This window comes from Rhodococcus sp. IEGM 1305 (assembly GCF_030058635.1).
Taxonomy (GTDB): Bacteria; Actinomycetota; Actinomycetes; order Mycobacteriales; family Mycobacteriaceae; genus Rhodococcus_F; species Rhodococcus_F opacus_D.
Genome location: NZ_JASHKX010000002.1, coordinates 501,563 through 527,708 on the forward strand (window position 1 = coordinate 501,563; position 26,146 = coordinate 527,708).

Here is a 26,146-nt window from a genome sequence, read left to right on the forward strand (position 1 = left end):
TGATGACGCCGATGGCATCGCGGCGCGTATCCGGTGTTTTGAACCACGATCGGTCGATCCCGCCGCGTGGTCGGTGGTGGCGCCGTGGGTGCGCGAGACCGTCGAATTGTCCGGGCCCAGGTTGCACAGTCAGGCGGCGAACGCGTTGAAGGCGCTGTCGCGGTTCGCGGTGTGGGCAATCGATGTGGGGTACGACCTCGACCGGGAGACGGTGCTGACCCCGGAGGTGCTCGAACGGTATCGGGTGACCGGGATGCGGGAGCTGGCGCCGACCTCGCGGTTGACTGAGATCTCGCGGCTGCGCAGGGTGGCGCGGGCGGTGACGCGCCGGGCGCCGTGGCCGGCACCCGGCGAACAAGGAGCCCGGCAGGGCTTGTCCGCGCCGTACACGCACGAGCAGGTCGAGGCGTATTGGGCGGCCGCGATGGCGCAGAACGGGCCGTTCCGGGTGCAGGCGATGACCGCGGTCCTGGCGTTGACGGTGGGCGCAGGGGCCCGCTCGGGCGAGTTGTTCGCGGTCACCCGGGCCGATGTGGTCGAGGTCGGCGGCGTGGTCGCGGTGGCACTCGGATCGGTGTCGGCACGCCGGGTGGTTTCGGTGCGGGCCGGGTGGGTGGAGAGGCTGAAGGGGGTCCTCGCGGGGGCGGGGACCGGGCCGTTGGTGGCCTCGCATCGTGCCGGCCGGGATCAGGCGGCGGCGTTGCTCGCCTCGTTCGAGTACCCGGCCGGGTTGCCGCGGTTGACGGTCGCGCGGTTGCGGTCGACCTGGCTGACCGGTGTGTTGTCCGATTGTGGGGTGGCGGAGATCTTCGCGGCCGCCGGGATCGTGAGCGGGAAGGCGTTTTCGGATCTTGTTCCGTATCTTCCTGTCCCGGAGGTCGGTTCGCCCGGGTGGCGGCGGTTGGCGGGAGGGCAGCAGTGATGGCGCCGCGGACATCGGAGCAGATCATCGAGCTGTACACCCCGCGGATGCCGGCGCAGCAGTGGGAGGCGATCGCACCGTTCGTGCGTGACGTCGTTCGGCGCGGGTTCATACCGAGCCAGATCGCGAAGGTCACCGCGACCCGGATCTCGGAGGTGGCGTCGATCGTGGCGTGGGCGCGAGAACAGGGACTGCCGCTCGACGTCGAGCAGGTCTTCCATCCCGCGACGGTGAACCGGTACGCGATGACGGCACCAGGATTGGCGGCCGCCTCACGGTCCACACGACGTGCCACGCTGACGACGTTGTCGCGGCGGATCACCAGGCGGGCGCCCTGGGAACCGCAGCGGGAAGCGTTGCGGTATCCGCGGACGGTCGCGCCGTATACGGCGGCTCAAGTGGCGCAGTTGCTGTGGTGGGCGCCGCGGCAAGCGAGTGCGGTCCGCAGGCGGGGGCTCGCTGCTGCGGTGGCTCTCGGTGTCGGGGCCGGGTTGCGCGGCACCGAGATGCTCAACGTCGGCGTCCCGGATGTGCAGGTCCGCGGCGAGCACGTCATCATCGAGGTTCGTGGCGCGAAGCGGCGGGACGTACCGGTGCGCCCGGCGTACCGCGAGGCGGTGCTGGCGTCCGCGGAGCGAGCGAGCCGTGGGCACTTGTTCCGGGATCCGGTGCCGCGGGTCGAGTTCGTGAGCGATCTGCTCGCGCAGTGCGAGGCCCCGCGTGGAGTGAAGCCGGTGACGTCGTCCCGGCTGCGGTTGACGTGGGAGGTCGCGATGGTGCAGGCCGTTCCGCTACCGATCTTCATGAGGCTGTCCGGGCTGACCGCGACCTGCAAGCTGAACAACCTTCTCGCTCTCGACACCCAGGGCACGCGTGCGCGGTGGAGCATCGCCGAGTTGGACGCGATCGCCGAGGCGGTGCCCTGGTGAGCGCGAAGGGCAGGGTTCGTCGTCTGCATGAGGTGTCCACCGCCGTGCATCGGACCGAACCATGGCAGTTCAAGCGGGTGGTCGCGGTGATCGAGCACTGTGCGGCGCGGGAGTTCGTGCGGGAGGTGTTCGATCACCACCGCGGCGCGCACCGGGTCTTCACCGCTGATGCGTTCCTCGCCGCGTACCTGCTGACACCGATGCTGGGGTTGCCGATGCACCAGACGAAGGTCGCCGAGGTCGTGCGGGGATGGTCGAACTCGCAACGCCGCCAGGTGGGACTGCCCGCACACATCGAGATCAGCTACAAGAGCGTCAACGACGCGCTGCGGCGGTTGATGAAGGCATGCCGGTCGCCGCGCCATCCGGAGTGGGACGAGCGCGCCGTCGCCCAAGCCCTGCTCGATGCCACGTTGTGGTGTCACCTGCCGACCGGGACCGTGGCTCTGGATTCGACCGACCTCTCGACGTGGGGGCGGGTGCGGCACCGCAAACCGCTCGTCGACGCCGACCCCGACTCGCCTCCGCCGCCGGATCATCCGCTCGCGCCGCCGGATCCGGCCCATCCGCATGCCCGCCGGCGCGATCACCACCTCCCGGACGCCCCGGTCGGGGCGGATGGCCGGTACATCTACACGGTCGACATGGACGCGCGGATGGGCTGGCGCAGCAGTGAGTTCGAGGAAACGATCTTCTTCTGCGGTTATGACCTGCATGTGATCACCGATGTGCCATCCGTGCCCGGCCGTGGCCCGGTGGTGCACGTGGCCCGGGCGATGAACCTCTCACCGGCCGGGTCGCACAAGGGCATCGGTGGCCTGCCCGCCGTTCACGCGCTCGGTGACACGATCGGCAAGCCGCGACAGCTCATCGCCGACCGCGCCTATAACTACGTCACCGATGAAAAGTTCGCGCTGCCGGTCTGGAGGCTCGGCTACACCACCATCTACGACCTGCACCCGAAACAGCGCGGTACGCACCCGGGACCCGTGGGCTCACAGACGATATGGATCGACGGCACCCTGTACTCGGCGAGTCTGCCAGAGGGCCTCGAGGAGATCGACCCGATCGACGTCGACATGAAGGACGAGGTCCGTGCCCGAACCGAACGACGCCACCAGGCACGGCAGGTCTACGCCTTCGTTCCGCACGGGGCCGGCGCCCCGACGGATCCCGCCGTTACCGCGGGCCCGCCGTCCAACCTGCCCGGGTGCGCTGCCCGAACAATCCCGTCTCGATGCGCGCCCCACAGAGCATGCCGACGACCTCCTGCACACCGGGCACGGCATGCGGATGCGGGCACACCATTACGTTGAACGACTCGGACTACCCGGACATGCGGATGCCGTTCCAGCACGGCACCCTGGCCTGGGAGGCGTCCTATCACTGCTGGGTCGGGATCGAGAGTCTGTTCGCCGACCTGAAGAAGAACCGGCTTGGTGTGCACCGCGGCTACTTCCGGGGCTTCGGGATCCGCCGTTACACCCTGCTCGCCGGCTTCACCCTCGCCGCCCTGAACATCCTCAATCTGCACGACTGGGCGACCCGGCGCGAGGTTCTCGATTCCTGGGGGCGGTTCCTCGGCGAACCGGAACCCGAACGCCGACTCCGACGACGGCGGCGTCGCAGCACCCACTCCGCCACGCGACACGCAACATCTCTGGCTGCCACGGGACCGGGCAGATAGCTACCCCGCCCCGGCAACGGAATCCACGGATCCCGGTAGTCGACCTCGACCACCCACCGAAAATGACCCATTATCGGGCACGGGTTCGCCAGATTTGCTGCTCTCACAGCTCGAACGTCTTGCACACCGACCGAAGAAGCGGGCGGCGCAGCGTCGAATGCGCAGAAATAAGGGTCCGAATCGGATCCCGGGTCTAATAGGTGAACCCGACACGGCCTATTGGGTGCACACCCCGTGGGTGAGCGGAGCCGATGACGGGAATCGAACCCGCGTATTCAGCTTGGGAAGCTGATGTTCTGCCATTGAACTACATCGGCGCGCACGATATTGGGCGCCCGTAGGCAGGCCCAACACCCTGCGGCGGAAACATTATCAGATGGTGATCCGGACTACCCGGGCACACTCGCGGTGTGTCATACGAGGGGTTTGCCGGCCTTCATTCGGCGTCGCAGATCGAACATGAGCAGGTTGTAGGGGAACTCCCGGATGGGGACGGGGATGCGCCTGCTGACGGTACCGATGGTGCGGAGGGTCCGGTCGAAGCGCTGCTGATCCTTGTCGGTCCATGTCAGGTGCATTTCGTCGCGGAACTGCTGGGGCAGGAAGCCGTTGGTGAAGAACATGTTGAGCCGGCCGAACAGGCGGGAGACGATGGCGGGCAGGAATTCGAGTTGTGCGATGGAGAGGACGTGTTCGCGGATGGTGTCGTCGATCGACACTTTGTCGAGGGCTTTGTTCCAGTACTCGTCGAATGCGATGCGGTCTTCGGGCCACATGTCCGGGGGTACCTGGAGGGTGGTGCCGAACGTGGCACCTTCTTTGTAGAAGAACTCGGCGGCGGCGGGGGAGAGGTCGCCGTGCAGGGCGCGGTTGACGTCCTCGAACCCCCGGTAGATGCAGGCGGCAACCCACAGCTGCAGTTCGGGGTCGAACGCGTTGTATTGCACGGGACTGTCGGGGGTGGAGCGCACCTTGGCGTGGGCGCGGTTGACGCCCTTGCGGAAGGCCGCCTTCTCCTCGTCGGTGCCGCGGGCCGCCACCACGAGGTAGGTCAGCGTGGTGCGGGTCCGCTTGATCGGGTGCCTGAACAGCTGGCCGCTCTCGACCTTGCTTTCGTATACGCCGTACCCGACCCCGGGATGGGCGAGCTGCATGATGATGTTCGCGGCGCCTGCCAGTAGTCCGGCGCCGTCCATGACCTGATCGAGACGGTCCGGTACTTCGAGTGACGTCGACATTTGTGTTCCCTCTCCCCACCACGGATTCGCTATCTGAACACGACCGTACTCACATATATGTCCGCCGTCCAGAGTCCGGTGGAAAGATGGTCCGCATGGCTACCGCACCGGTGAACGCGAACGTCGGACACTCGACGAGCGACGGTGGGCGCGTCTATGGCGGCCAGGAGCGCGACCAGCGCACATCGGAACGGCGCGGCCAGCTCATCGAGGCCGGGCTCGACCTGCTGGGCAGCGCGGACGGCGACCACGCCCTGACCGTGCGCGGAGTCTGCAAGCAGGCCGGACTCGCCACCCGCTATTTCTACGAGAGCTTCACCGACCGCGACGCGCTGACCGTCGCCGTCTACGACCACGTCGTGGAGCGGATCGCCACCAGCACCCTGGACGCCGTGTCGAACGCCGGGCCGGGTGAACGCGACATCGTGCGCGCCGGCGTCCGCAACATCGTGCGGGAGGTCGCCGAGGATCCGCGTCAGGGCCGTCTCATGTTCTCGGTGGCGCAGTCGAGCGCGGTGCTGGCGCAGCGCCGCCTCGACAGTTCGCGGCTGTTCGCGGGCCTCGTCACGAAGCAGACGGTCGGGTATTACGAGGTGGCCGAGAGCCCGCACCTCGACCTGGCCGCGCACTTCATGGTCGGCGGCCTGGCACAGACCCTGACGGCGTGGTTGAACGGCACCGTGACCCTCCCCGAGGACGAGCTCGTGGACACCTGCACCGAACTGCTGCTCTCGATGGCCATCCACACCCGTTAACCTCTACCTGTGCTCCTCTCCGATCGCGATCTCCGTGCCGAAATTTCCGCTGGACGTCTGGGCATCGACCCGTTCGACGATTCGATGGTCCAGCCCTCGAGCGTGGATGTGCGCCTCGACAGCCTGTTCCGGGTGTTCAACAACACCCGCTACACGCACATCGACCCAGCTCAGCGGCAGGACGAGCTGACGACGCTGGTCGAGCCGGCCGAGGGGGAGCCGTTCGTCCTGCACCCGGGTGAGTTCGTTCTCGGCTCCACGCTGGAGGTGTGTTCGCTGCCCGACGACCTGGCGGGACGCCTCGAGGGCAAGTCCTCGCTCGGCCGCCTCGGACTGCTGACGCACTCCACGGCCGGGTTCATCGACCCCGGCTTCAACGGGCACATCACCCTGGAACTCTCCAACGTCGCGAACCTGCCCATCACCCTGTGGCCGGGCATGAAGATCGGCCAACTGTGCCTCCTGCGGCTGTCGAGCGCGGCGGAACACCCGTACGGCAGCTCCGCCGTCGGCTCCAAGTACCAGGGCCAGCGCGGCCCGACGCCGTCGAAGGCCTACCTCAACTTCGCACAGAGCTGAGCCGCGCGGCCCGACGAAAAAATTGCAAACCGAGTGGTCCGCTACTCGTGTGTATTGCGGCGGGTGAGAGAAGACTGAGATTCGAAGCCGCCCTCTCCTGGGCGTTCGATCCCGGAGGCCGCCATGAAAGACGTAGTCGTGTTGTTGCCCGGCATCGGCGGGTCGGTCCTCGCCCGTGACGGCAACGACGTATGGGCACCGACACCGGGCGTGGCGCTGGCGGGCGTGCTGTCGCTGGGCGGCAACATCAAACGCCTGAAGCTCGACGGCGACGATCCGGACGTCGACGACCTCGGAGACGGCGTCGTGGCCACCCGCCTGGTCCCGGACTTCCACTTCGTTCCCGGGCTGGACTGGAAGATCGACGGGTACACGAAATTCCGCGACGACGTCGTCCGCCGATTCGGGGTGGTTCCCGGTGACAACTATTTCGAGTTCCCCTACGACTGGCGGCGCGACAACCGGGTGGCGGCCCGCGCCCTGGCCCGACGGACCCACGACTGGCTGACGCGGTGGCGCGAGAAGTCCGGCAACGCGGACGCGAAGCTCGTGCTGGTGTGCCACTCCATGGGCGGAATCGTCGCTCGACTGTTCCTCGAATTCCTGGACGGGTGGCGAGATACCCGCACCCTCGTCACGTTCGGCACCCCGTACTCGGGTTCGGTCAATGCGCTCGACTTCCTCGTCAACGGGTTCCGCAAGGGCTGGGGCCCGTTCACCGTCGACCTCAGTGCGCTGATCCGATCGTTCACGTCCGCCTACCAGTTGCTGCCGTCGTACCGGTGCATGGCGGGCGACGACGGGTCGTGGCTCGCGCTCGACGACGAGAAGATCGACTGGTCGGGGACGGGTCTCGACGCCGGCCGGATGGCTGCGGCGGTGCGCCTGCACCGAGGTCTGCGCGACGCCGTCGACGCACGGCTGGATTCGGGACACGACGGCTACGACATCCGGCCGGTGATCGGCGACTTCCAGCCCACCAAGTGGGCCGCCCGGCTCGCCGGGACGAAGGTCGAGACGATGACCGTGCGCGGACCCGACGAGAGCGGCGGCGACGGCACCGTGCCGAAATTGTCGTCCACCCCGCACGAACTCATGACGGGATGGAAGAACGCGGCCTTCTTCAGCCAGCGGCACGGATCCCTCCAGAACGACGACCCGGTGCTCGACCACGTGGGTGGAATCCTGAACACCGCGACGCTCGCGCCTCCGAACGTATTTCCGGCGGTGAACGAATCGGTCGCGCTGGAAGTCGACGACGTCACGACCGCCGAGCCGCTGGTGATCCGGGCGCGCACCGGCGCCGGGGGCGCTCGGCTTCTCGCGACGGTCGAGCCGATGGCCGGCGGTCCGAGCCGCGAACACCCGCTGGTGTCGACCGCGGACGGCTGGCAGCAGACCAGCCTCGACGGGCTGACCGCCCAGGACTACCGGATCACCGTCCGCGCTCCCGGGGTGCATCCGGTCACCGACGTCGCGAGTGTGGTCGACCTCGACGAGATCGCCCGGTCCGTGGACGTCTAGGAGCGCCGACGCATGGGACCGACACCCGGTTTCGAGGCACTGGAGATCAGCGTTCTCCGGGCCGGCGACCACGTCTGGCTCTCGGCGCAGTCGCGGATGGGTTCAGTCTTCGCGGTGCGGCGGCCGATCCCGGAATGGAAACTGCCGAACGACGTCACCGGGAAGACGATCGACACACCGTCCGACTGGTTGACCGACACCGTCCGGCACGCGCGCACCGACGCCGCAACCCATGCGCTCGACGTCGGGAAGGTGTTGACGGATCTGGTGTTCGGGGTTCCGGACATCGTCACGCTGCTGCAGCAGAGCCGGGGGTTGGCCCGGACCACGGGAACCCAGCTTCTCCTGCGCGTCCTCGCCGCGCCGCAGGAAGTGTGCGCCTGGCCGTGGGAGTTGCTGCTGGATCCGCAACGACCCGACCAGTTCCTCGCCATGGCGCGCGACGTCCACGTGGTGCGGTCGGGACGGTCGCGCACCTATCCGTTGCGTCAGACGCCGATCGAGCCGCCGCTCAACCTCCTGCTGGTGATGTCGAGCCCCTTGCGGGAGGGCCCCGAGGATTCCGAGGCCCCGTTCGACCTGTATGCCGAGAAACGTAGCCTTCTGTCGGAATTGCGGCCCCTGGTGGACCGGGGTCTGCTCCGTGTGGTGGTCGAGGACCGTCCGTCGGTCGAACGGCTCCGCAGTCGAATGGGCATGCAGAGACGCGGGTTTCACCTCTTCCACTACCTCGGCCACGCCAATCCGGACGGGCTCAAGCTGGAGCAGGGCAACGGCCGCGGGAGGCTGCTGCCCAGTCAGGAATTCGCATTGCTGCTGCAGCAACTCCCGGACCTCCGGCTGGCCGTGTTCGCGGGCTGTGAGACGGCACGCGCGCCGGCCGGTGCCGCCGACGACGACCCATGGCCCGGTCCGCTGTCGTCCGCCGACATCTGCGTGCGTGATGCATGCCCGATGGTGATCGGGATGCAGGCGGTGCTGCCCTTCCGGACGGAGCGACTGCTGACGCGCTTCTTCTACCAGGCACTGACCGCCGGCCAGCCTGTCGCCGAGGCGTTGCGGCTGGCGCGGCTCGCGATCAACGGCGACGAGAACAGCGGTGACCCGCTGCTCGACTGGGCGGTGCCGTGCCTGTTCGTCGGGGGTAGCGAGCCCGGCGCGATCATCGACCCGGAGGCGCGGGCGCGGCCGGAGCCACCGTCCCGGCGGGTCGGGTTGCGGCTCGGTATCCATCAGGGCGAACTTCGCTTCATCTCCCGCCTCGCGGAGCTGCGCGAGGGGGTGGACGTGCTGTCCGGGCAGACGCCGGCGCGGTTGCTGCACGTCGTCGGAATGCCGTCGACGGGAAAGACCTCGCTTCTGGACCGGGTGCTCGACGAGCTCGACCCGCAGATCGCACATCTGTACATCAGCGCGAACCGGCTGCTCGCGGAACCCGACCCGGTCCGCGAACTGGCCCGCCTCGTCGACGAGCTGATGCGCGACGTCGGGGTGCGCACCGCCCGGCCGGGCAGATTCAGCGCCGGCGACTGGTGGGAGCGACTACTCGGCGACCTCACCGAAGTCCCGGTCGCGATCGTCATCGACGATGGTGACCTGCTGCTCGGCGACGCACCCGGCGCCCCGGGCCTCCTCGACGCGCTGGTCCTGCTGACGCAGCGGCGCAGCAAGGCGCGGCTCGCGGTGGCGGCCACCGCGGACCTCGTGGAACTGACGCGATCGCTCCGCCCCTCGGAGGTGCGCACGATCCGCCTCGACGCCCTGTCGTGGCCCGAAGTGTGGCAATGGATCCGGCGCAATCTGCCGACCCTGACCCGTTATCCGGAGAAGGACCTGTCCCGGCTCTACACCGACGTGCGGCACCTGGAACTGTGGGAGCAGTTGGCCGATCTCGCCGCCCGGAACGGCACGTTCGACCCGCGGGACCTGCCGGTCCTCGTCCGGCAACTCGGCGTCGGCGCCCCGAAAGCGGAGCCCCAGGTATCGAACGGGTCCGACTTCTTCGGCGCCGAAACCGCTGTGCCCGAAGCGGAGGCGGCGGCATCGTCGCCGGTGCGGCGCGCGTTGCGGTTGGCGGTCGCGGGTCCGTTCACGGTGGGCCGACGCGAGGAGATCGCCGTCTCTGTCACGCAGTGCGCCATCAAGCACGGGGTTCCGGGGCGGGTAGTAGCCGGAGAGACGGGGGAGGGCGAATCGGCACTGGCCGAACTCCTTCCCGGGGAGCTGGCCTTCGGCGACGGTATCCCGTCCGAGCGCGACGTCTGCCGGTGGATGGAGGAGGCTGCGCTGGCCGACGCGGACATCCTGGTCTTGGACTACGGCAACGCGGTGCCGACGGATGCGCAGAATGCGGTGATTGCGCACCTGGTGAGCGACGGCAGGCTGGTGATCGCCTCGGGCGACCACTCGGACGAACCGGCATATCCGGCCTGGAGTGCGGACGCGTTCGCCGTCGGAGCCGTCGAGGACGACGGCACACTCACCCACGAAACCCCGTACTTCCCCGACGCGGGAAAACCCGACATCTACGCGCCGCGGACGATCACCGGGACAGCGTGCGAGCAGCTCGTCGATCGACCGGAGATGGACGGCACGACGTTCGCCGCGCTGTACGTGGCGGTTACCGCGATGCTGGTGTGGGCGACCGACCGCGACCTGACGGCGCAGGAGGTCCGGGCGCTGCTGGTCGAGACGGCGACACCGATCTCGGCGGCGCGGGGCGACACCGCGAAGCAACTCGACGTCGAGGCGGCGCTGGATTCCGCGCGGCGGAAGGTCATCGTCGGCGCGCTCGGGTCGGACGCACTCGAACTCGGGCAACTCCTCGCGGAAACCCCCATCCGGCCGGAACTGGCGGTACCCCTCCTTGACGACCTCGTGGCCGACGGCGACCGCATCCGACGGGTCGTCCGGAACGGCATCGAACAGTACGAACGCGCCGACACCGTGGTCGGACCGAGAAACGAGTAGCCCACTACGCATGACCGACGTGCCCGCGACGAGCAGGCTCGCAATCACAGGACGAGCCGCCCGACCTACGTGAGGACCGAGTCATGACCATCGTCGACAACATCGGAGACGGACAGTCGCAGCGCGCGATTCCCGGGGGAACGTTCGAGGCGGAATGGCAGCGACAACGCGATGCGGCGGAACTGCGTGCCCGCGAACGGGCACCGCAGCGGGGCGAGCACGTGGACGCACTCAACGGCCCCGGAGGCGTCGCCGCCGCGGATACTCCCGAACGGATCGCGAAGCGCGTGGACCGGCTCGGTCGCTACTATGCGGCGGGGGACTGGGAGGCCGACGCCCTCCCAGATCGGTTACTCGAGAAAATAATCAACACAGCCGATTTCGTCGGCGTCCGATACCTCGATGCCGGCGCCGCCGCCGCCCGGTCGATCGGACGCGTCAACATCCGCGACGCGCGGGGAACCCTGCAGGGCTACGGCACGGGCTTCCTCGTCTCACCCACGCTGCTGCTGACCAACCATCACGTGCTGCCGAACGCGGACACGGCCCGCAGCAGCGTGATCGAATTCGACTACCAGGACGGCATCGACGGGAAACCGCGCCCCGTGCAGATGTTCCCGCTGGACCCGGGTCGGTTCTATCTCGCCGACCGGGAACGCGACTTCGCGCTCGTCGCGGTCGGAGCCGAACCCGGAACGCTCGCCCAGTTCGGTTTCAACCCGCTGATCCAGGCGGAGGGCAAGGCCGTCATCGGCGAGTTCGTGACCATCGTGCAACACCCCCGCGGCGAGAAGAAGCAGATTGCCCTGCGGGAGAACCGTATCGTCGACATACCCGAGCGGTTTCTGCACTACTCGGCCGACACGGAACCCGGATCCTCGGGTTCGCCGGTCTTTAACGATCAGTGGGAGGTGGTCGCGTTGCATCACGCGAGTGTGCGGGCGCCGCAGCACACCGAGTTCGGTGGTGTCCTCAACGAGGGGGTGCGCATCAGCCGCATCCTCGAGTACGTGCGCGCGCAGAACCTGGCCCCGCAGTCGCGTGACCTCGTCGACGACGTGGTCCGCGCCGAGCGGGCGGCACCGACGAAATCCCCGGCCGTCGAACGCGAACGGGAAGTGACCGTCCGGGTTCCCCTCGAGATCACGGTGCGTCTCGGCTCCGTCGACTCACCGGCCGCCACCCGGCGACCCGCTGAGCCCGAGGCGATCTCGATCGACCCGGACTACAGCACGCGCGGGGGGCACGACGCGAACTTCCTGCGGGTGCCGCTACCCCTTCCGCGGCCCGGGACACCGTCGGTCGCGTCCCCGGAGTTGACGTACCACCACTTCAGCGTCGTGATGCATCGCGAGCGGGCGCTGGCGCTGTTCACTGCCGTGAACATCGACGGAACGCAGTCGCAGAGCCCGCGGCGCGACAGCGACAGATGGATTCTCGACCCGCGACTTCCGGCCGACCAGCAGACGGGGGAGGACGTGTATCGGGACAATCCGCTCGACCGCGGACACCTCGTGCGCCGACTCGACCCGGCGTGGGGACCGCTCGCCAAGGCCGCGAACGACGACACGTTCCACTTCACGAATTGCACTCCGCAACATCACAATTTCAACGCCGGCCAGACGCTGTGGCTGGGCCTCGAAGATTACGTGTTGAAGAACGCGGACAACGCCGATCTCGCCGTCAGCGTCGTCACCGGACCCGTTCTCGCGCCCGACGACCCCGAATACCGCGGGGTGGCGCTGCCGCGTCAGTTCTGGAAGACGGTGGCCATGGTGAAGCAGGACGGTGGTCTCTCGGTCACCGGATACCTGCTCAGCCAGGCCGCCCTGCTCGACGAATTCGCCGAGGGGGAGGAGGCGTTCTCCTACGGCGCGTACCGCACGTTCCAGGTGCCCGTGCGGCGGATCGCCCAGTTGACCGGTCTGGTTCTCGATCCCTACATCGCGGCCGATCCGCTCGAGCGGATCGAGGCGAGCAGCCTGCCCCGCGAACTGATCCGTCCCCAGGACCTGATTCTCTGAAACCGAAAGGGAGCCCGACGCCATGAGCACCAACGAATCAGAGGTCGATCTGCCCACGCAGCGCACCTGCGGGGCGATGGACGTGCACCGCCGGTTGTTGACCGAGTCGGAGTCTTATCGCATCGCCCGATCGGAGATCGAGAACCAGACCATCGACCTGGAATCGCTGCAGTCGATCGCCGCCCGCGGCGTCGCACGGATTCCGGTCGTCGTTCACGTCGTCTGGAAGGCTGCGGCGCAGAACATCTCCGACGCGCAGATCGAGAGCCAGATCGCGGTGCTCAACAAGGATTTCCGGGCCACCAACGACGACGTGGACACCGTTCCGTCCGTGTTCGAGTATCTGGTCGGTGACGCGGGAATCGAGTTCTATCTCGCCGACACGAATCCGGACGGGCGGGCGACGAACGGAATCACCCGAACTGCAACCGAAGTCGACGCGTTCGACCAGAATGACGGCGTCAAATCCGCGGAGACCGGCGGCGCCGATCCGTGGCCGACGCAGAGATACCTGAACATCTGGGTCTGTGCTCTCGGCGGTGGTCTGCTCGGATACGCGCAGTTCCCCGGCGGTCCGGTCGCCACCGACGGCGTCGTGATCACCTACACCGCGTTCGGGACGACGGGCACCGCACGGGCCCCGTTCAACCTCGGGCGCACCGCGACCCACGAGATCGGGCACTACTTCAATCTCTTCCACATCTGGGGCGACGACGGTACCGGGTGCCGGGGCTCCGACGAGGTCGGCGACACCCCCAATCAGGGCGGGCAGAACGTCGGGATGCCGCGATTCCCGCACATCAGTTGCGGGAACGGCCCCCACGGCGACCTGTTCATGGATTACATGGACTACACGGACGACGCCGGGATGGTCATGTTCACCAAGGGGCAGGGCGCGCGGATGGGAGCGTGCCTCGACGGTGTCCGGAAGCAGTTGTGGACCGGGCGGGCCGCGAGTCCGGCATCGTCTGCCGTCCTCGCCCGGGGCGCCGCCACCGGCCGCTGGGGGCATTCGTTCGAGGAGGACCACGACGGCCTCCGCGTCTACCGGCCCGCCGAATTCGACTTCCCGCGCGCGAGGGGGCGCGGCGGTATCGAATTTCGGCCGGACGGCTCGTTCGTCGATTGGGCGATCGGCCGGGGAGACGCCAACGAGGCACGAGAGGGGACGTGGGTGCCCGCCGGCGACGGACGGCTGGAGGTGACCACGGCGGCGGGCGACTCGCGCACCGTCCGGGTGGTGCGGCTCGAGGAGGACCGTCTCGAATTGGACGTGGGTGACGCCTCCGGATAACCCCGCGACCAGACCTGCTCTGCCCGTTCCTTTCACCCGCGGAGGATGACAACTCGAGAATCCGAACGGCCTACCGTGGCTGGAAACCCTCTCCGCCCGGCATTCGGAAGGAGCCTTCGATGAACCAGATCCGGCCCGGTAGACCGGCCGCCCCCACCGTCGACGCGAAACGGCTGTGGGCCGGAGGTGCCGCCACTGCGCTCGTTGCAGCCCTGGCCGCGGTCGTCGGGTTGTTGATCGTCCGCGGGCTGCTCGACATCCCGGTGATCACCCCGGCGACCACCGTGGGAAACTCCCAGGCGAGCACCCTCGCCGTCGGCGCCGCCGTCGCCGCCTTGACCGCCACCGCGCTCCTGCACGTGCTCATGGTCTCGACGCCGCGCGCGGCGACCTTCTTCGGCTGGATCTGCGTACTCGCGACCCTCGTCGCAACGCTGTGGCCGTTCACTGTCGAGGCCACCATCGCGTCGCGGATCGGCAGCGCGGCGATCTACTTCACCGTCGGTATCGCGATCGTCTCGCTCCTCTCCGGCGTCGCGGGATCGGCGCGGACCTCGCGGCCGGAAACGTGGTGACCGGGCGCCTGGGAGTCATTCCCGACAGGCACCGTCGCACACTGGCCGAGCTCGGCGAACGCCTCGATCTCTCGGTCGGCGACCGGGACGCCAAACGTTCCGCGTTCTGGGTGATGTTGACGCTGTCGGCCGTGATCGCGGTGGCCGGTGTCGTGGGTGATTCCACCGCCACCGTGATCGGTGCGATGATCGTCGCACCGTTGTCGACGCCCATTCTCGGGGTGGGGTTGGGCATCACCACCGGCAACGGCCGCCTGATCGGGCACAGCCTGTTCTACGTCCTCGCCGGCATCGCCCTCGTCGTCGTGCTGGGCATGGCATTCGCGCAGGTATTACCGAATCCGTCGAGTGTGCTGACCAATTCGCAAGTAACCGGCCGTACGTCACCGACCCTGATGGACCTGGCCGCCGCGCTGGCCACCGGACTGGTCGGCGCCGTCGCCGTCGCGAGGAAAGACGTCGGTGACGTACTTCCCGGCGTCGCCATCGCCATCTCCCTGGTCCCTCCCCTCGCGGTGGTGGGGGTGTGCCTGGGATCGGGGGCTCCCTCCCTGGCTGTGGGAGCGTTCGTGCTGTTCGCGTCCAATGTCGTGGCGATGGTCATCACCGCGACGGCCGTGCTCGTCGCCGCGGGATACGCCCGGGAAGTCGGGAGCGCCACCGGCGCGCACCGGCGGCGCGCGTATACCGTCCTGGCGCTGGTCCTGGTCGCGGTCGCGATCCCCATGGTGGTCAACTCGCTGTCCTCGCTGTGGGCGCGGCAGATCTCCACCGCCGCGGAGAACTGGCTCGCCGGCACTCCCGGCGCCGAGGTCACCGACGTCACCTGGCAGGGCGGCACTGCCACGGTCGCGGTGCTCGGTCCCGAGACGCTTCCGCCGCTCGACGAGCTCGAGAAATCTGTCGATGCGCTGGTCCCGTGGAACCCGGACGTGCAGGTGGTGCACACCGTCGGGGCTCGGCTCGTGGCGGAGTGACCGGTTGTCCGCCGACCTCGCCTGCGTCGAACCGGCACGGGTCGAAGTCAGTATTTCTTGGCAGCAGCATGTTTCGTGTGCTCCACACTGCCGTGCGCTGCACGACGGCATTCGGCCCACGAGTGGGTCGTTCACTCTAGCGGTGGGACCTACCTGCGGAGATATAATTCTCTGACCTGGTATTCACACTCAGTGACGCGGTTCCGCCGTACTCGGGGAGACGGATTGGCGCGCCCCGAAAGGAATTCCGATGTCTACTCGACAAGTGGTGGGCCGGTTGGGTGCAGTGATAGCCGTGGCAGGCGCACTGTCGTTCGCAGTGCCCTCGGCCGTCTCCGCGGCGCCCTTCATCCCCGGCTCGATGTCGACGTGCGCCCCCGGCGCGTGGCTGGTGTTCAACGCGGAGCGGGTCGCGCCCGACCGGATCCGGTACACCACCGCCGCGCCGCTCGCGCAGTGGAACGGTGCCGTGGTGCAGTTCACGAACCTCACCACCGGATTCCGGGGTGTCGCGTTCGTCAACGACCCGGTGCCCGCAGCCGTGGGATTCGGCCCCGTGCTGAGCGAGATCGCCGGACTGCTGCCGTGCTTCGTCAGCGCGGGCGTCACCATGTCCTGACCCCTCAGCTGGGGTCGGAGCCGCGGACGGCCGCCAACCACACCGCGACAGCCGCAGCCACACAGGTCGCGCCCGCGAACGCCGGGACCCCGCCGCCCGCGACGTAGACCCACAGTGCCCCGACGAACGGTGCCGCCACCGCGAACTGGGCGTCGAGGACGATCCGGCGGGCCGGTCGAGCGGCCACCCGCGCGCGCACCGGGCCGTCCGGATCCGGGCGAGACGGGTTGTCGATCAACCGCCCGGCCGGCTCCGAGCGACGCGCTCGACCGGAGGGAAGCAGTCGACGGCCTTCCCAGACGACGACACGGCGACGCCCCGCGCCGTGCACCGTCGCCGCTGTCGGGGTCGGCAGGGTGACCAGGACGGGATCGAAGAACACCGGAATCCACAACGAACCCGGTTCCTGACGAACCTCGATCCAGGACCTGCTGGTCAGCCGATGCTGCTGGCGGACCCGGTGCACGGTGGCAGGCCGACCCGGCTCCGACCCCGAACGGGTGGCAGCGAACCACGTGTAGCCGGTGACACCGAGCACCGTCGCCGCGACCACGACCAGTGCGCTGAGCTGATCGGCGTCGGCGACCACGGCGAACGCGCCGCACACCACCAGCGCACACGCGCCGACGGCAACGGGATAGCGGACGGCCACGAACCCGCTAATTCAGGAAGCCGATCGTGGTGTAGTCGTAGGACGCAAGGCCGGCGGCACCGAAGTTCGCCAGGTTGTCGCGCACCGCGACATTGCCCGGCGCCTGCACCAGCGGCAGCGAGAACCCCTCCTCGAACACCGCGGTGTCCACCTCGTTGGCCAGTTCGATCGCCTTCTGCGGGTCGAGTTCCGAGATCGTCCGCTCGATCAGCGCATTCAGTTCGGGCGAACCGATCCGGCCGTAGTTGCCCTGCAGGTCGTCGGGGTTGTACGCGTAGATCTGGGGCAGGCCGCTGAGCGGGAACGGGTCACCCACCCAGGAGAATTGGGCGATGTCGAAGTCGCCGGGCTGGATGACATCGGTGAAGAATCCGGTGCCGCCGCGGGTGTCGATGTTCAGTTTGACGCCGATCTGCGCGAGGTTCTGCTGAAGGATCTGCGCGATCTGGACCCAGGTGGTCGACTGGTACATCACGTCGCGGATCTCGAGCCTGCGCCCGTCCTTCTCCCGGAACTCGCCGTTGAGTGTCCAGCCGAGTTCGTCGAGCCGCCTCGCGGCCTCCTCGGGGTCGTAGGAGACGGCTGCGCTGTTGTCCTGGTAGCCCTCCTGACCGTTGAGGTAGACGTGGTTGTTCAGCGGCTGGGGATCGTCGACCAGACCGTTCTGGATCGCGGTCGCGATGCCCTGCCGGTCGATGCCCTTGGACAGCGCCACCCGCAATTCCGGATCGGCGAGGATCGATCCCTCCGCGCCGTTGAACGTGATGTGCGAGAACTGGTTTCCCGGCGCCCGGCGGATCGCGATTCCTGCCGAACCCTGTGCGGTCTTCACCTCGTCGATGGTGCCCAGTCCGGACGCGTCGATCTCGTTGTTCTGCAGAGCGGGAATGCGCGCGGCGTCGTCGAGAACGCTGTAGGTGATGGTGTCGAGTTTCGGAGTGTTGCCCCACCACGCGGGGTTGCGGCCCAGTGTGATTCGGTTCTGCGCCCTGTCGATCGACGCGATCCGGAACGGTCCCGACGTCAGCGTGACCCCGTCGCGCAGACTCTCGTTGAACGCCTCGGGGGTCGCGGTCACCGACTTCGGGTAGAGCATCGAATTGCCCGCGAACTGGCCCTTCCATTCGGCGTACGGCTCGGCGAACGTGATCACCGCCTGACGGTCGTCGACGCCGCGCTCGACCCTGTCCACCCGCTCGAACCCGGACGTGTTCGCGATCAGGAAGTCCTTGTTCTCACCGCTGAGCGCCGCGGCCTGGGACTGGATGTCCGCCCACGTGATCGGGGTGCCGTCGGACCACACCGCCATCGGGTCGATCGTGTACGTGACCTGCTGGGGATCGGTGCCGGTGAGCGCGACGTCGGTGAAGTAGTCGTGGTTCACCGACAGCGCTCCCGAGGCGTCGGTGCTGAACGCGCGGGGCATCATCGGCTTCAGCATGGCGCCGATCTCGGTGTCGTTGCCGTCGTTGGACAGCGTGTTGAAGTTCGGGGGGAAACCCGACAACGCCAACCTCAGGTTTCCGCCGTCGCGCAGCTCGCTGGGGTCGTGCGGGTTGATGTCGTTGGTGGTGCCGATCGACCCGGATCCGGCCTCGACATCACCGGTGTCCGAACCCCCGCAGCCACCGAGAAACAGGCCGAGGGCCAGGACCGATACCGCGAGGCGGGTGCGCGCCGAACGAATCCTCATGGGGGTGCCCTTCCTCGAAGTTCGCTGAGGCTAGTGTGCCAAAAACGTCGGATCCGGAACGGGAATTGCCTCGAGGAGCGCCCGGGTGTACTCGTGCTGCGGATCCTCGAAAATCGTCTGCGCGTCCCCCGACTCGACGATTCTGCCCTGGTACATCACCGCGACGTCGTGCGCGATGTTGCGGACCACCGACAGGTCGTGGGAGACGAACAGGTACGACATGCCCCGCTGCTCCTGAAGATCGCGCAGGAGGTTGAGCACCCCGGCCTGGATCGAGACGTCGAGCGACGACACCGGCTCGTCGAGGATCAGCAGTTCCGGGTCGAGGGCGAGCGCCCGGGCGATGCTGATCCGCTGCTTCTGGCCGCCCGAGAAATCGGCCGGATAGCGATCGGCGTGCTCGCGGCGCAACCCGACGAGGTCGAGCAACTCCGGCACCCGGCGGCCGACCTCCTCACGCCTGCGACCGTCCAGCCGGAGTGGCTCGGCGAGAACGTCGAACACCGGCAGCCGGGGGTCCAGTGACGCCGTCGGATCCTGGAAGACGACCGCCATCTTGCGCCGGATCGCACGCTTGTCAGGTGGGCTCAGCGCCGCGACGTCGGCGCCCAGCACCGCGATCGAACCGGCTTCCGGCGCGGCCAGGTCGAGAATCTGCGTCAACGTGGTCGATTTGCCCGAGCCGGATTCACCCACCAGCGCCAGCGTGCGGCCGGCGCGGATGTCGAAGCTGATGCCGTCGACCGCCCGGATCTCGCCCCGCTTGCGGCGGAACACCAGACCGCTGGTGATCGGATACGTCTTCACGAGATCGGTCACCTGCAGCACCACCCGCTGTTCGGGTGCCGTCTCCGCGGTGGGGGCGGGTGCCGGCTGGTCCCGCCGATACGCCGTGAACAGGTCCCGGGTGTCCGTCTCGTCGACGCGGATGCACGCAGCCTGATGACCGGGTCCGGTCGAGACGAGTTCCGGCTCGGCGAGCAGGCAGGCGTCGACCGCGAGCGGGCAGCGCGGCGCGAACGTGCAGCCCGGTGGCAGCGAATGGAGCGCGGGCGGGGCACCGGCGATCGAGACCAGGCGGCTCCGGATCGGCGCATCCATCCGGGGTACCGACACGAGTAGCCCTGCGGTGTAGGGCATCCGGGGCTCGGCGAACAGTTTGCGCACCGGCGCCGACTCCACCACCCGGCCCGCGTACATCACCACCACGCGGTCGGCGAGCGTCGCGGCGATGCCCATGTCGTGGGTGATCATCACGACGCCGGCGCCGGTGAGGTCGCGGGCCTTGCGCAGCAGGTTCAGGATCTGCGCCTGCACGGTCACGTCGAGGGCGGTGGTCGGTTCGTCGCAGATGATCAGCGCGGGGTCGTTGGCGATGGCGATGGCGATCACGACGCGCTGGCGCATGCCGCCGGAGAACTCGTGGGGAAAGGCCTTGGCGCGCACCTCCGGATCGGGTATCCCGACCAGGTCGAGGAGCTCGACAGCACGCTGCGCGGCATCCTTCTTGCTGCTCGCCCGGCCGTGGACGAGCAGCGCCTCGGCGATCTGGTCACCGACCCGGTACACCGGCGTCAACGCGGACAGCGGGTCCTGGAACACCATGCTGACCGTCTTCCCGCGCAGCGCCGACAGCTCCTTGTCGCCCATGCCCAGCAGCTCGCGGCCCTGCAACCGGATGGAGCCGGTGACGCGCGCGTGCTCGGGCAGCAGACCCATCACGGCGAGGGACGCCACCGACTTGCCCGAACCCGACTCACCCACGATGGCGAGCACCTCGCCGTCGGAGACGCTGTAGCCGACACCGCGGACCGCCTCGATGCGGCCCTCCTCGCTGGGAAAGCTGACCCGCAGGTCCTCGATCTCGAGCAGCGGCCGCCCGGTCACCGCGTCGCCTTCTTCTTCCGCTTGCGGGACCGGGCGCGCGTCGAGCTGGGGTCGACCGCGTCGCGTAGACCGTCGCCCACCAGGTTCGCCGACAGCACGGTGATCACCAGCAGTCCGCCCGCGAACAGGAACAGCCACGGGTAGGTGAGGGCGGATTCGGTGCCGTCGGCGATCAGCGACCCGAGAGAGATGTCCGGCTTCTGGACACCGAACCCGAGGAAGCTGAGCCCGGTCTCGGCGAGGATCGCGGCACCGACGTTCAGGGTCGCGTCGATGATCAGAATCGACGCGATGTTGGGGACGATGTGGCTGGTGATGATCTTGTGCGTGGGGGCGCCCATGTACCGGGCCGCCTGGACGAATTCCCGCTCGCGCAGGCTCAGCGTCATTCCCCGGACCATCCGGGCGGTGATCATCCAGCCGAACACCGCCAGCAGCAGGATCAGCAGGGCGATCGAGCTCGAGGACTTCAGCCGCGGAGTGAACACGGCGATGATGATGAAGCTGGGAACGACGAGCAGCAGGTCGACCAGCCACATGATCACCCGATCCGGCCAGCCGCCGACATACCCTGCCAGGGCACCGACGAGCGCCGCGATGGCGGTGGAGAAGATCGCGACGCAGATCCCGATGATCAGCGACTTCTGCAGCCCGCGCAACGTCTGGGCGAGAACGTCCTGGCCGATCTGGTTGGTGCCGAACGGATGTTCGGCGCTGGGCGGCTGCAGCAGCGCGGTGTAGTCGAGTTGCTGATAGTCGTAGGGGAGCAGGTACGGTCCGACGAAACTGCCCACGAACAGCAGCACCAGGACGCACACCCCGGCGATGGCGGGCTTGTTCCGGAGAAACCGCCGCCACAGCAGGGTCCGGCGACCGACGGCCGACACCGCCGCATCGGTGGACGCGATCTGGATCTCGGTCACCCGACACGCACCCTCGGGTCGAGCGCCGCGTACACCACGTCCGAGAGCAGCCCCGACAACAGCACGATCAGCCCGGTGAACGACGTGATCGCCACGACGATGTTCGTGTCCTGATTGTCGATGCCGATCACGATCCACTCGCCGATACCGTGCCAGCCGAAGATCGTCTCGGTGAACGTGGCGCCGACGACCAGCGCCCCGAATCCGTAGGCGAACAGCGTCGCCATCGGGATCAGTGCCGTCCGGAGCCCGTGCTTGAGCAGTGCCGCCCGCCGGGTCAGTCCCTTCGCCCTGGCGGTCCGGATGAAGTCGCTCCCCAGAACGTCGAGCATCGCGTTGCGCTGGTACCGGCTGTAACCGGCGATGCTGCCCAACGCCAGCGCGATGGTCGGCAGCACGAGATGCTGCACGCGGTCGACGAACTGCGGCCAGAACCCGGTGATCGTGCTGGCCGAGGATTCTCCGGTGTACAGGAAGATCTGGTTGCCGGTGGCCGAGTTGATCTGGAGAGCACCGTATTTCAGCAGGGTCGCGACGAGGAACACCGGCGCACTGAGAATCAGCAGCGACAGGACGGTGCTGAAATAGTCACTGAACTTGTACTGCCGGATCGCACCGGCGGCGCCGATCAGAACACCCAGCACCGCTCCGATCACGGAACCGAGGATCAGCAACCGCATGCTCACCAGGATCCGGCGACCCAGCTCGTCCGACACCGGCTGACCCGTGATGGTGGTGCCAAAGTCGCCGTGGACCACGCCGCCCAGCCAGTTCGCGTACCGCACCGGGATCGGATCGTCCAGATGCAGTTCGGCGGCCTTCGCGTCGATCACCGATTGCGGTGGCCGCGGATTGCGCTGCTCCAGGCTGTCGAGCGGACGGAACGTGAGCGAGGCGAGACTGAACGTCAGGAACGACGCCAGCAGCAACAGCACCACGTAGTTGAGCGCTCGTCGTAGCAGGAAGCCGGCCATCCGTCCCCCTCGCAACTAGGGCTCAGGCTTGAAATTATAGGAGCGTGGCGTCGGACGTCAGCTCGTCTCGGCGAAACCGGCGCCGGGTCGGAGATCGCCGCCAGGCACGTCGCGTCCCCGCTTGTTAGCGTGGCGGGGTGATACTTCGTGCCGGGTCCGCCGAACCGCTGACGCGGCGCACGGCACACCTCACGACGTACGACGAGCACGCGGTGACGGTCCCGCGCTCCGGCGATCGTGCGGTGGTCGCGGTGCCGCGCGGGGTGACGCCGTCCGCGGTCGCGTACTACCTGCACGGGCGGACGGGGGACGAGAGGTCGATCGGCGACCGCGCCGGCCTGCGGGACGGCTTGCTGGACGCCGGCTACCTGGTCGCCAGCCCCTACCTGCACGGCGACCAGTGGGGAAACCGGCCGGCGCAGGACGCGGTGGTCGCACTGGACGAGTGGGTGTCGCATCGGTGGCCGGTGACACGCCGCTTCCTGATCGGCGAATCGATGGGCGGTAACGCCGCCGCCAACGCCGTACGCCTGAGGGAGGTCGTGTGGGACGGAGCCGTGTTCATCGCTCCGTCGCTGTCGCTGCGCGCGGTGTGGGAACGGGGCGAACACGGACGCGACACCGTGCGGGACGCCTTCGGCGTGTCCGCAGACGGGCACGACCTCGAATCGAAGACCGAGCGCTGGGACGCCGTCCGGCACGAGCCGGGAGACTATGTCGGAGTGCCGATTCGGGTGTACGCGTCGCGGGAGGACGAGGTGGCGAACATCGCCGGCGTCACGGGACCGTGGGTCGAGATGCTCCGTCGAGGCTCGGACGCCGTCGAGTTCGTCGAGGTGAGCGGACCGCACGTCTCGGAAGACCACTTCCGCACCGCGGAGGTCGTGCAGTTCTTCGAGAGGATCCGGTGAACACGGGGAGGCCTTCTCGGCGAAGACCTCCCCCCGTTGTTCAGGCCTCGGTGCGGTGCGTGGTGTCCAGGCGGAAGATGTTGGTGAAGAAGTCCTTGACGGCCTGGATCTTCTCGTTGGTCAGCTCGATGGCGTGGCGACGCGATTCTTCGAGCGCGGTGGACATGGCGGCTTCCTTTCGTCGAGGTGGCACAGCATGGCGATCGACAGTCTGCCTCACGATGCTGACGTCCGCATGACGAACAGGTGTCCTCCGCGCAACTCGAACCGCAAGCGGGGGAGCACGTTCGGCTAACCTGGCACGATGACGACGAGCAGCACGGACGGCCGGGTCGCGATCACCTACTGCACCCAGTGCCAGTGGCTGTTACGCGCAGCGTGGATGGCGCAGGAACTACTCGGCACGTTCGGGCAGGAACTCGGCGAGGTCGCGCTCGTCCCCGGCACCGGCGGGATCTTCCGCATCACCGTCGACGACGAACTGATCTGGGACCGCAAGGAGCAGGGCGGCTTCCCCGACATCACCGTGCTCAAGCAATTGGTCCGGGACCGGGTGGCACCAGACCGCCACCTCGGGCACAGCGACCGTAAGAGTCCCTAGGGTCAGATTCCGACCGCGCGCTCGAGGGCGCGCAGTTCGTGCCCCAGCCGGGCGGGGATCGACTTCAGGTCGGGCACCGCGCTGCGGCAGCCGGTGACCCCGAACGAGATGATGTCGTCGTTGCTGGTGCAGGTGATGTTCAGGCCCTGGCCGTCGACGGGCACCGACAGCGGGTAGATCGCGTCGAGTCGCGCCCCGTTCCAGTACAGCGGCGAGCTGGGGCCCGGAACGTTGGAGATGATGAGGTTGAACGGCGGGCGCACCCGCGAGTTGTGCCCGAACAGCATGCTCGCGCCGATCGGTGCCGCGCCGAGAGCGCTCATCGCGAGGATCTGCGTCGCACTCATCGTCTCGTACGCCTCCTTGCCCTCGCGCATGGACGTCCGGATGGTGTCGAGGCGATCCGCCGGATCGGGGAGGTGGGTGCCGAGGTTGCACATGAGCACCCCGATGTTGTTGCCGTTCGACGCCTCGCGCTGACTCTTCAGCGACACCGGCACCATCGCGATCAGCGGCTCGGCGGGCAGCGCGTTCTGGTCCTCGAGGTAACTGCGGAGCGCCCCGGAGGACATCGCGAGCACGACGTCGTTGATGGTGGTGTCGGACAGCTTGGCGACGAGCCGGAGACGTTCGAGCGGCCACGACTGCGCCGCGAACTGGCGGGCACCGGTGATCGGCACGTTGAACGGGGTCTTGGGTGCGGACAGGGCGAGCGGGCCGCCCTGGTCGCGGAAGGCGCGGGACACGGTGCCGGCGAGCGCGGGCACGAGCCCGGCGACCTCACCGACGGTGTCGCGGGCCGCGCGGAACGTGGAACCGGCCAGACCCGACAGGCTGAACGCCTTCGACGGCGTCCGCTGCGGCCGCGGTCCCCGCGGCTGCCACGGGGCAGGCACGTCCCGGTCCTCGGAGTTCTCGCTGAGCGCGTTGCGCAGCATCTTCATCGCGGTGACGCCGTCGGCGACCGCGTGGTGGATCTTGGTGTAGACCGCGAACCGTCCGTCGCTCAGTCCCTCGATGAGGTGCATCTCCCACAGCGGGCGGCTGCGGTCGAGCAGCGAGCCGTGCAGCCGCGAGCACAGTGCCATCAGCTCGGCCTCGCCTCCGGGGGCGGGCAGCGCGTCGTGCCGGATGTGGTGACCGAGGTCGATGTCGTCCACCGTCTCCCAGCTCCACTGACCGAGCGTCGAGAAGGACCGGTGGGCTCGCTTGGCGAGCCGGGGCGTGACGATCCCCTCGCCGTCGGCGAGGGCGCGGTCGAGCATCGCGCGCATGTCGTAGGTGTCGGCGCCTTCCGGGAGCTGGAAGATCTCTACGCCGCCGACATGCATCGGGTGCTCACGGGACTCGCCGAGAAGGAACATCGAGTCGAGAGGGGACATGGGGAGCGGCATCTAGGGCCCTTTCCATCCCGTAGACGACTTCCCGGATCGCGGGAGGGCTCGTCTGTGGTCTGAGGTAACGGGAGATGGTGACGTTCCGTTTGTCAGGGACCACCACCGGATAACTAATTGATATGGGACGGGTCACGAAAGCGTGACGTCGTATTTCTACAGGTTTCGCGTGAGCCATGCCACTAGACAAGCGTCCAGTTTGGATGGTGTCATTCGGGTGGAGTACACCGAACATGAACTCCGTGTGAACATCCGAATTTTGTGCACTCAGTGCGGAATTCGCGAATCCCGGCCTGCATAGGGCCGAAAGTCCCTACTCGGTAAGAATTGTGGCATGAACAAGCACTGGGCGGTTGTAAAGCACGTGCCGTTCGAAGGGCCGGCACTCGTCGGTACTTTGCTGGCGGAGCGGGGAATTCGCTACACCGAGTACCCCATGTACCGGGCGTCCGAACTGCCGGCCGTTCACGACATCGGCGGCCTCGTGGTGATGGGCGGTCCGATGGGTGCACGCGATGACGTTACCCACCCGCAACTTCCACGAGAGCGAAACTTCATCAAAGAAATTGTGGACGCCGGACTTCCAATGCTGGGAATCTGCCTCGGCGCGCAGCTTCTCGCCGCCTCGTTCGGCGGCGCGATCCGCCGGGGGCCGACCCCGGAGAACGGCGCCGGGACGGTCACGGTGTCCGAGGACGGGACGCGCGATCCCGTCTTCGGTTCGGCCGGCGCCGAGGTGCCCGTCGTCCACTGGCACGGCGACACCTTCGACCTCCCCGCCGGCGCGGTCGGGCTGGCGAGCAGTCACCTCTACGAGAATCAGGCGTTCGCGATCGGCCGCCGGGCGTACGGGTTGCAGTTCCACGTCGAACTGACCCGCGCGCAGCTGCCGGTGATGCACGCCCACATGCCGCCGGGCACCGCGCCGTCGGGGGAACACCTGGACGACGTCGAAGCGGCCGGACGGATCATGATCGGCTCGTTCCTCGACCTCGCCGACAGCTGAGAGGAGCGGGCG

Annotated in this window: 24 protein-coding genes and 1 tRNA gene; 16 read left to right on the forward strand and 9 right to left on the reverse strand. The window is 68.0% G+C overall.

Annotation, left to right across the window (positions count from 1 at the left end):
* The first annotated feature begins 88 nt into the window (after nucleotides 1-88).
* From QM693_RS05930 to QM693_RS05945, 4 genes are read left to right on the forward strand one after another with little or no spacing between them, the layout of a single operon-like run.
* The gene (locus QM693_RS05930) at nucleotides 89-922 is read left to right on the forward strand and encodes a hypothetical protein (RefSeq protein WP_283351699.1); all 834 of its coding nucleotides are present in this window, start codon (nucleotides 89-91) and stop codon (nucleotides 920-922) included.
* The gene (locus QM693_RS05935; RefSeq protein ID WP_283351700.1) at nucleotides 922-1,851 is read left to right on the forward strand and encodes a hypothetical protein; all 930 of its coding nucleotides are present in this window, start codon (nucleotides 922-924) and stop codon (nucleotides 1,849-1,851) included. Before QM693_RS05930 ends, QM693_RS05935 begins: the two co-directional genes overlap by 1 nt.
* A 44-nt stretch (nucleotides 1,852-1,895) precedes the next feature.
* Complete coding sequence (locus QM693_RS05940) at nucleotides 1,896-3,167, forward strand: hypothetical protein (protein ID WP_283351701.1); 1,272 nt, start codon at nucleotides 1,896-1,898, stop codon at nucleotides 3,165-3,167.
* Nucleotides 3,164-3,538, forward strand: coding sequence for a hypothetical protein (locus tag QM693_RS05945; protein ID WP_283351702.1), 375 nt, complete (start codon nucleotides 3,164-3,166; stop codon nucleotides 3,536-3,538). Before QM693_RS05940 ends, QM693_RS05945 begins: the two co-directional genes overlap by 4 nt.
* A gap of 246 nt (nucleotides 3,539-3,784) precedes the next feature.
* Here the strand turns inward: QM693_RS05945 and QM693_RS05950 are convergent.
* Nucleotides 3,785-3,855, reverse strand: a tRNA-Gly gene (locus QM693_RS05950).
* Between the two features lie 96 nt (nucleotides 3,856-3,951).
* Nucleotides 3,952-4,776, reverse strand: a complete 825-nt coding sequence (locus QM693_RS05955; protein WP_283351703.1) for an oxygenase MpaB family protein — start codon at nucleotides 4,774-4,776, stop codon at nucleotides 3,952-3,954.
* A gap of 86 nt (nucleotides 4,777-4,862) precedes the next feature.
* Here QM693_RS05955 and QM693_RS05960 point away from each other — a divergent pair, with 86 nt between their 5' ends.
* The 9 genes from QM693_RS05960 (at nucleotide 4,863) to QM693_RS06000 (ending at nucleotide 16,093) form a co-directional block, all read left to right on the forward strand.
* Complete coding sequence (locus QM693_RS05960) at nucleotides 4,863-5,531, forward strand: TetR/AcrR family transcriptional regulator (RefSeq protein ID WP_283351704.1); 669 nt, start codon at nucleotides 4,863-4,865, stop codon at nucleotides 5,529-5,531.
* 9 nt (nucleotides 5,532-5,540) lie between these two features.
* Nucleotides 5,541-6,110 carry a dCTP deaminase gene (gene dcd, locus QM693_RS05965; protein ID WP_005238072.1) on the forward strand — a complete coding sequence of 190 codons (570 nt, stop codon included), beginning with the start codon at nucleotides 5,541-5,543 and terminating at the stop codon, nucleotides 6,108-6,110.
* Nucleotides 6,111-6,233: 123 nt separating this feature from the next.
* The gene (locus tag QM693_RS05970; RefSeq protein WP_283351705.1) at nucleotides 6,234-7,634 is read left to right on the forward strand and encodes a lipase/acyltransferase domain-containing protein; all 1,401 of its coding nucleotides are present in this window, start codon (nucleotides 6,234-6,236) and stop codon (nucleotides 7,632-7,634) included.
* A 12-nt stretch (nucleotides 7,635-7,646) separates the two neighbouring features.
* The gene (locus QM693_RS05975; RefSeq protein ID WP_283351706.1) at nucleotides 7,647-10,604 is read left to right on the forward strand and encodes a CHAT domain-containing protein; all 2,958 of its coding nucleotides are present in this window, start codon (nucleotides 7,647-7,649) and stop codon (nucleotides 10,602-10,604) included.
* A gap of 83 nt (nucleotides 10,605-10,687) precedes the next feature.
* Nucleotides 10,688-12,628, forward strand: a complete 1,941-nt coding sequence (locus QM693_RS05980) for a DNA/RNA non-specific endonuclease (RefSeq protein ID WP_283351707.1) — start codon at nucleotides 10,688-10,690, stop codon at nucleotides 12,626-12,628.
* Nucleotides 12,629-12,650: 22 nt separating this feature from the next.
* Nucleotides 12,651-13,922 carry a zinc metalloprotease gene (locus tag QM693_RS05985; RefSeq protein WP_283351708.1) on the forward strand — a complete coding sequence of 424 codons (1,272 nt, stop codon included), beginning with the start codon at nucleotides 12,651-12,653 and terminating at the stop codon, nucleotides 13,920-13,922.
* Between the two features lie 119 nt (nucleotides 13,923-14,041).
* Nucleotides 14,042-14,497: a DUF6069 family protein gene (locus QM693_RS05990; RefSeq protein ID WP_283351709.1), complete on the forward strand. Its 456-nt coding sequence runs from the start codon at nucleotides 14,042-14,044 to the stop codon at nucleotides 14,495-14,497.
* On the forward strand, nucleotides 14,491-15,474 hold the full coding sequence (locus QM693_RS05995; protein WP_283351710.1) for a TIGR00341 family protein: 984 nt from the start codon (nucleotides 14,491-14,493) through the stop codon (nucleotides 15,472-15,474). Before QM693_RS05990 ends, QM693_RS05995 begins: the two co-directional genes overlap by 7 nt.
* 250 nt (nucleotides 15,475-15,724) lie before the next feature.
* A complete protein-coding gene (locus tag QM693_RS06000; protein ID WP_283351711.1) occupies nucleotides 15,725-16,093 on the forward strand; it encodes a hypothetical protein in 369 nt (122 codons plus the stop codon).
* A 4-nt stretch (nucleotides 16,094-16,097) separates the two neighbouring features.
* Here QM693_RS06000 and QM693_RS06005 read toward each other — a convergent pair whose 3' ends face one another.
* From QM693_RS06005 to QM693_RS06025, 5 genes are read right to left on the reverse strand one after another with little or no spacing between them, the layout of a single operon-like run.
* Nucleotides 16,098-16,703, reverse strand: a complete 606-nt coding sequence (locus QM693_RS06005) for a hypothetical protein (RefSeq protein ID WP_283351809.1) — start codon at nucleotides 16,701-16,703, stop codon at nucleotides 16,098-16,100.
* Between the two features lie 49 nt (nucleotides 16,704-16,752).
* Nucleotides 16,753-18,438 (reverse strand): ABC transporter family substrate-binding protein, encoded by a 1,686-nt coding sequence (locus QM693_RS06010; protein WP_283351712.1) that lies wholly within the window; start codon nucleotides 18,436-18,438, stop codon nucleotides 16,753-16,755.
* 30 nt (nucleotides 18,439-18,468) lie between these two features.
* Nucleotides 18,469-20,325: a dipeptide ABC transporter ATP-binding protein gene (locus tag QM693_RS06015; RefSeq protein ID WP_283351713.1), complete on the reverse strand. Its 1,857-nt coding sequence runs from the start codon at nucleotides 20,323-20,325 to the stop codon at nucleotides 18,469-18,471.
* Nucleotides 20,322-21,248 carry an ABC transporter permease gene (locus QM693_RS06020; protein ID WP_283351714.1) on the reverse strand — a complete coding sequence of 309 codons (927 nt, stop codon included), beginning with the start codon at nucleotides 21,246-21,248 and terminating at the stop codon, nucleotides 20,322-20,324. Before QM693_RS06020 ends, QM693_RS06015 begins: the two co-directional genes overlap by 4 nt.
* Complete coding sequence (locus QM693_RS06025; protein ID WP_280780759.1) at nucleotides 21,245-22,222, reverse strand: ABC transporter permease; 978 nt, start codon at nucleotides 22,220-22,222, stop codon at nucleotides 21,245-21,247. Before QM693_RS06025 ends, QM693_RS06020 begins: the two co-directional genes overlap by 4 nt.
* Nucleotides 22,223-22,359: 137 nt before the next feature.
* Between QM693_RS06025 and QM693_RS06030 the strand changes: the two genes are divergently transcribed.
* Nucleotides 22,360-23,133 (forward strand): alpha/beta hydrolase family protein, encoded by a 774-nt coding sequence (locus tag QM693_RS06030; protein ID WP_283351715.1) that lies wholly within the window; start codon nucleotides 22,360-22,362, stop codon nucleotides 23,131-23,133.
* Between the two features lie 40 nt (nucleotides 23,134-23,173).
* Here the strand turns inward: QM693_RS06030 and QM693_RS06035 are convergent, their stop codons facing one another.
* The gene (locus QM693_RS06035) at nucleotides 23,174-23,299 is read right to left on the reverse strand and encodes a hypothetical protein (protein WP_005257351.1); all 126 of its coding nucleotides are present in this window, start codon (nucleotides 23,297-23,299) and stop codon (nucleotides 23,174-23,176) included.
* Nucleotides 23,300-23,437: 138 nt separating this feature from the next.
* On the opposite strand from QM693_RS06035, the gene QM693_RS06040 reads away from it, so the two are divergent.
* A complete protein-coding gene (locus tag QM693_RS06040) occupies nucleotides 23,438-23,734 on the forward strand; it encodes an Rdx family protein (RefSeq protein ID WP_011597547.1) in 297 nt (98 codons plus the stop codon).
* A gap of 2 nt (nucleotides 23,735-23,736) precedes the next feature.
* Here the strand turns inward: QM693_RS06040 and QM693_RS06045 are convergent, their stop codons facing one another.
* Nucleotides 23,737-25,128, reverse strand: coding sequence for a WS/DGAT/MGAT family O-acyltransferase (locus QM693_RS06045; RefSeq protein WP_283351716.1), 1,392 nt, complete (start codon nucleotides 25,126-25,128; stop codon nucleotides 23,737-23,739).
* A gap of 334 nt (nucleotides 25,129-25,462) precedes the next feature.
* Here QM693_RS06045 and QM693_RS06050 point away from each other — a divergent pair, with 334 nt between their 5' ends.
* Complete coding sequence (locus QM693_RS06050; RefSeq protein ID WP_283351717.1) at nucleotides 25,463-26,134, forward strand: type 1 glutamine amidotransferase; 672 nt, start codon at nucleotides 25,463-25,465, stop codon at nucleotides 26,132-26,134.
* The last annotated feature ends 12 nt before the right edge of the window (nucleotides 26,135-26,146 follow it).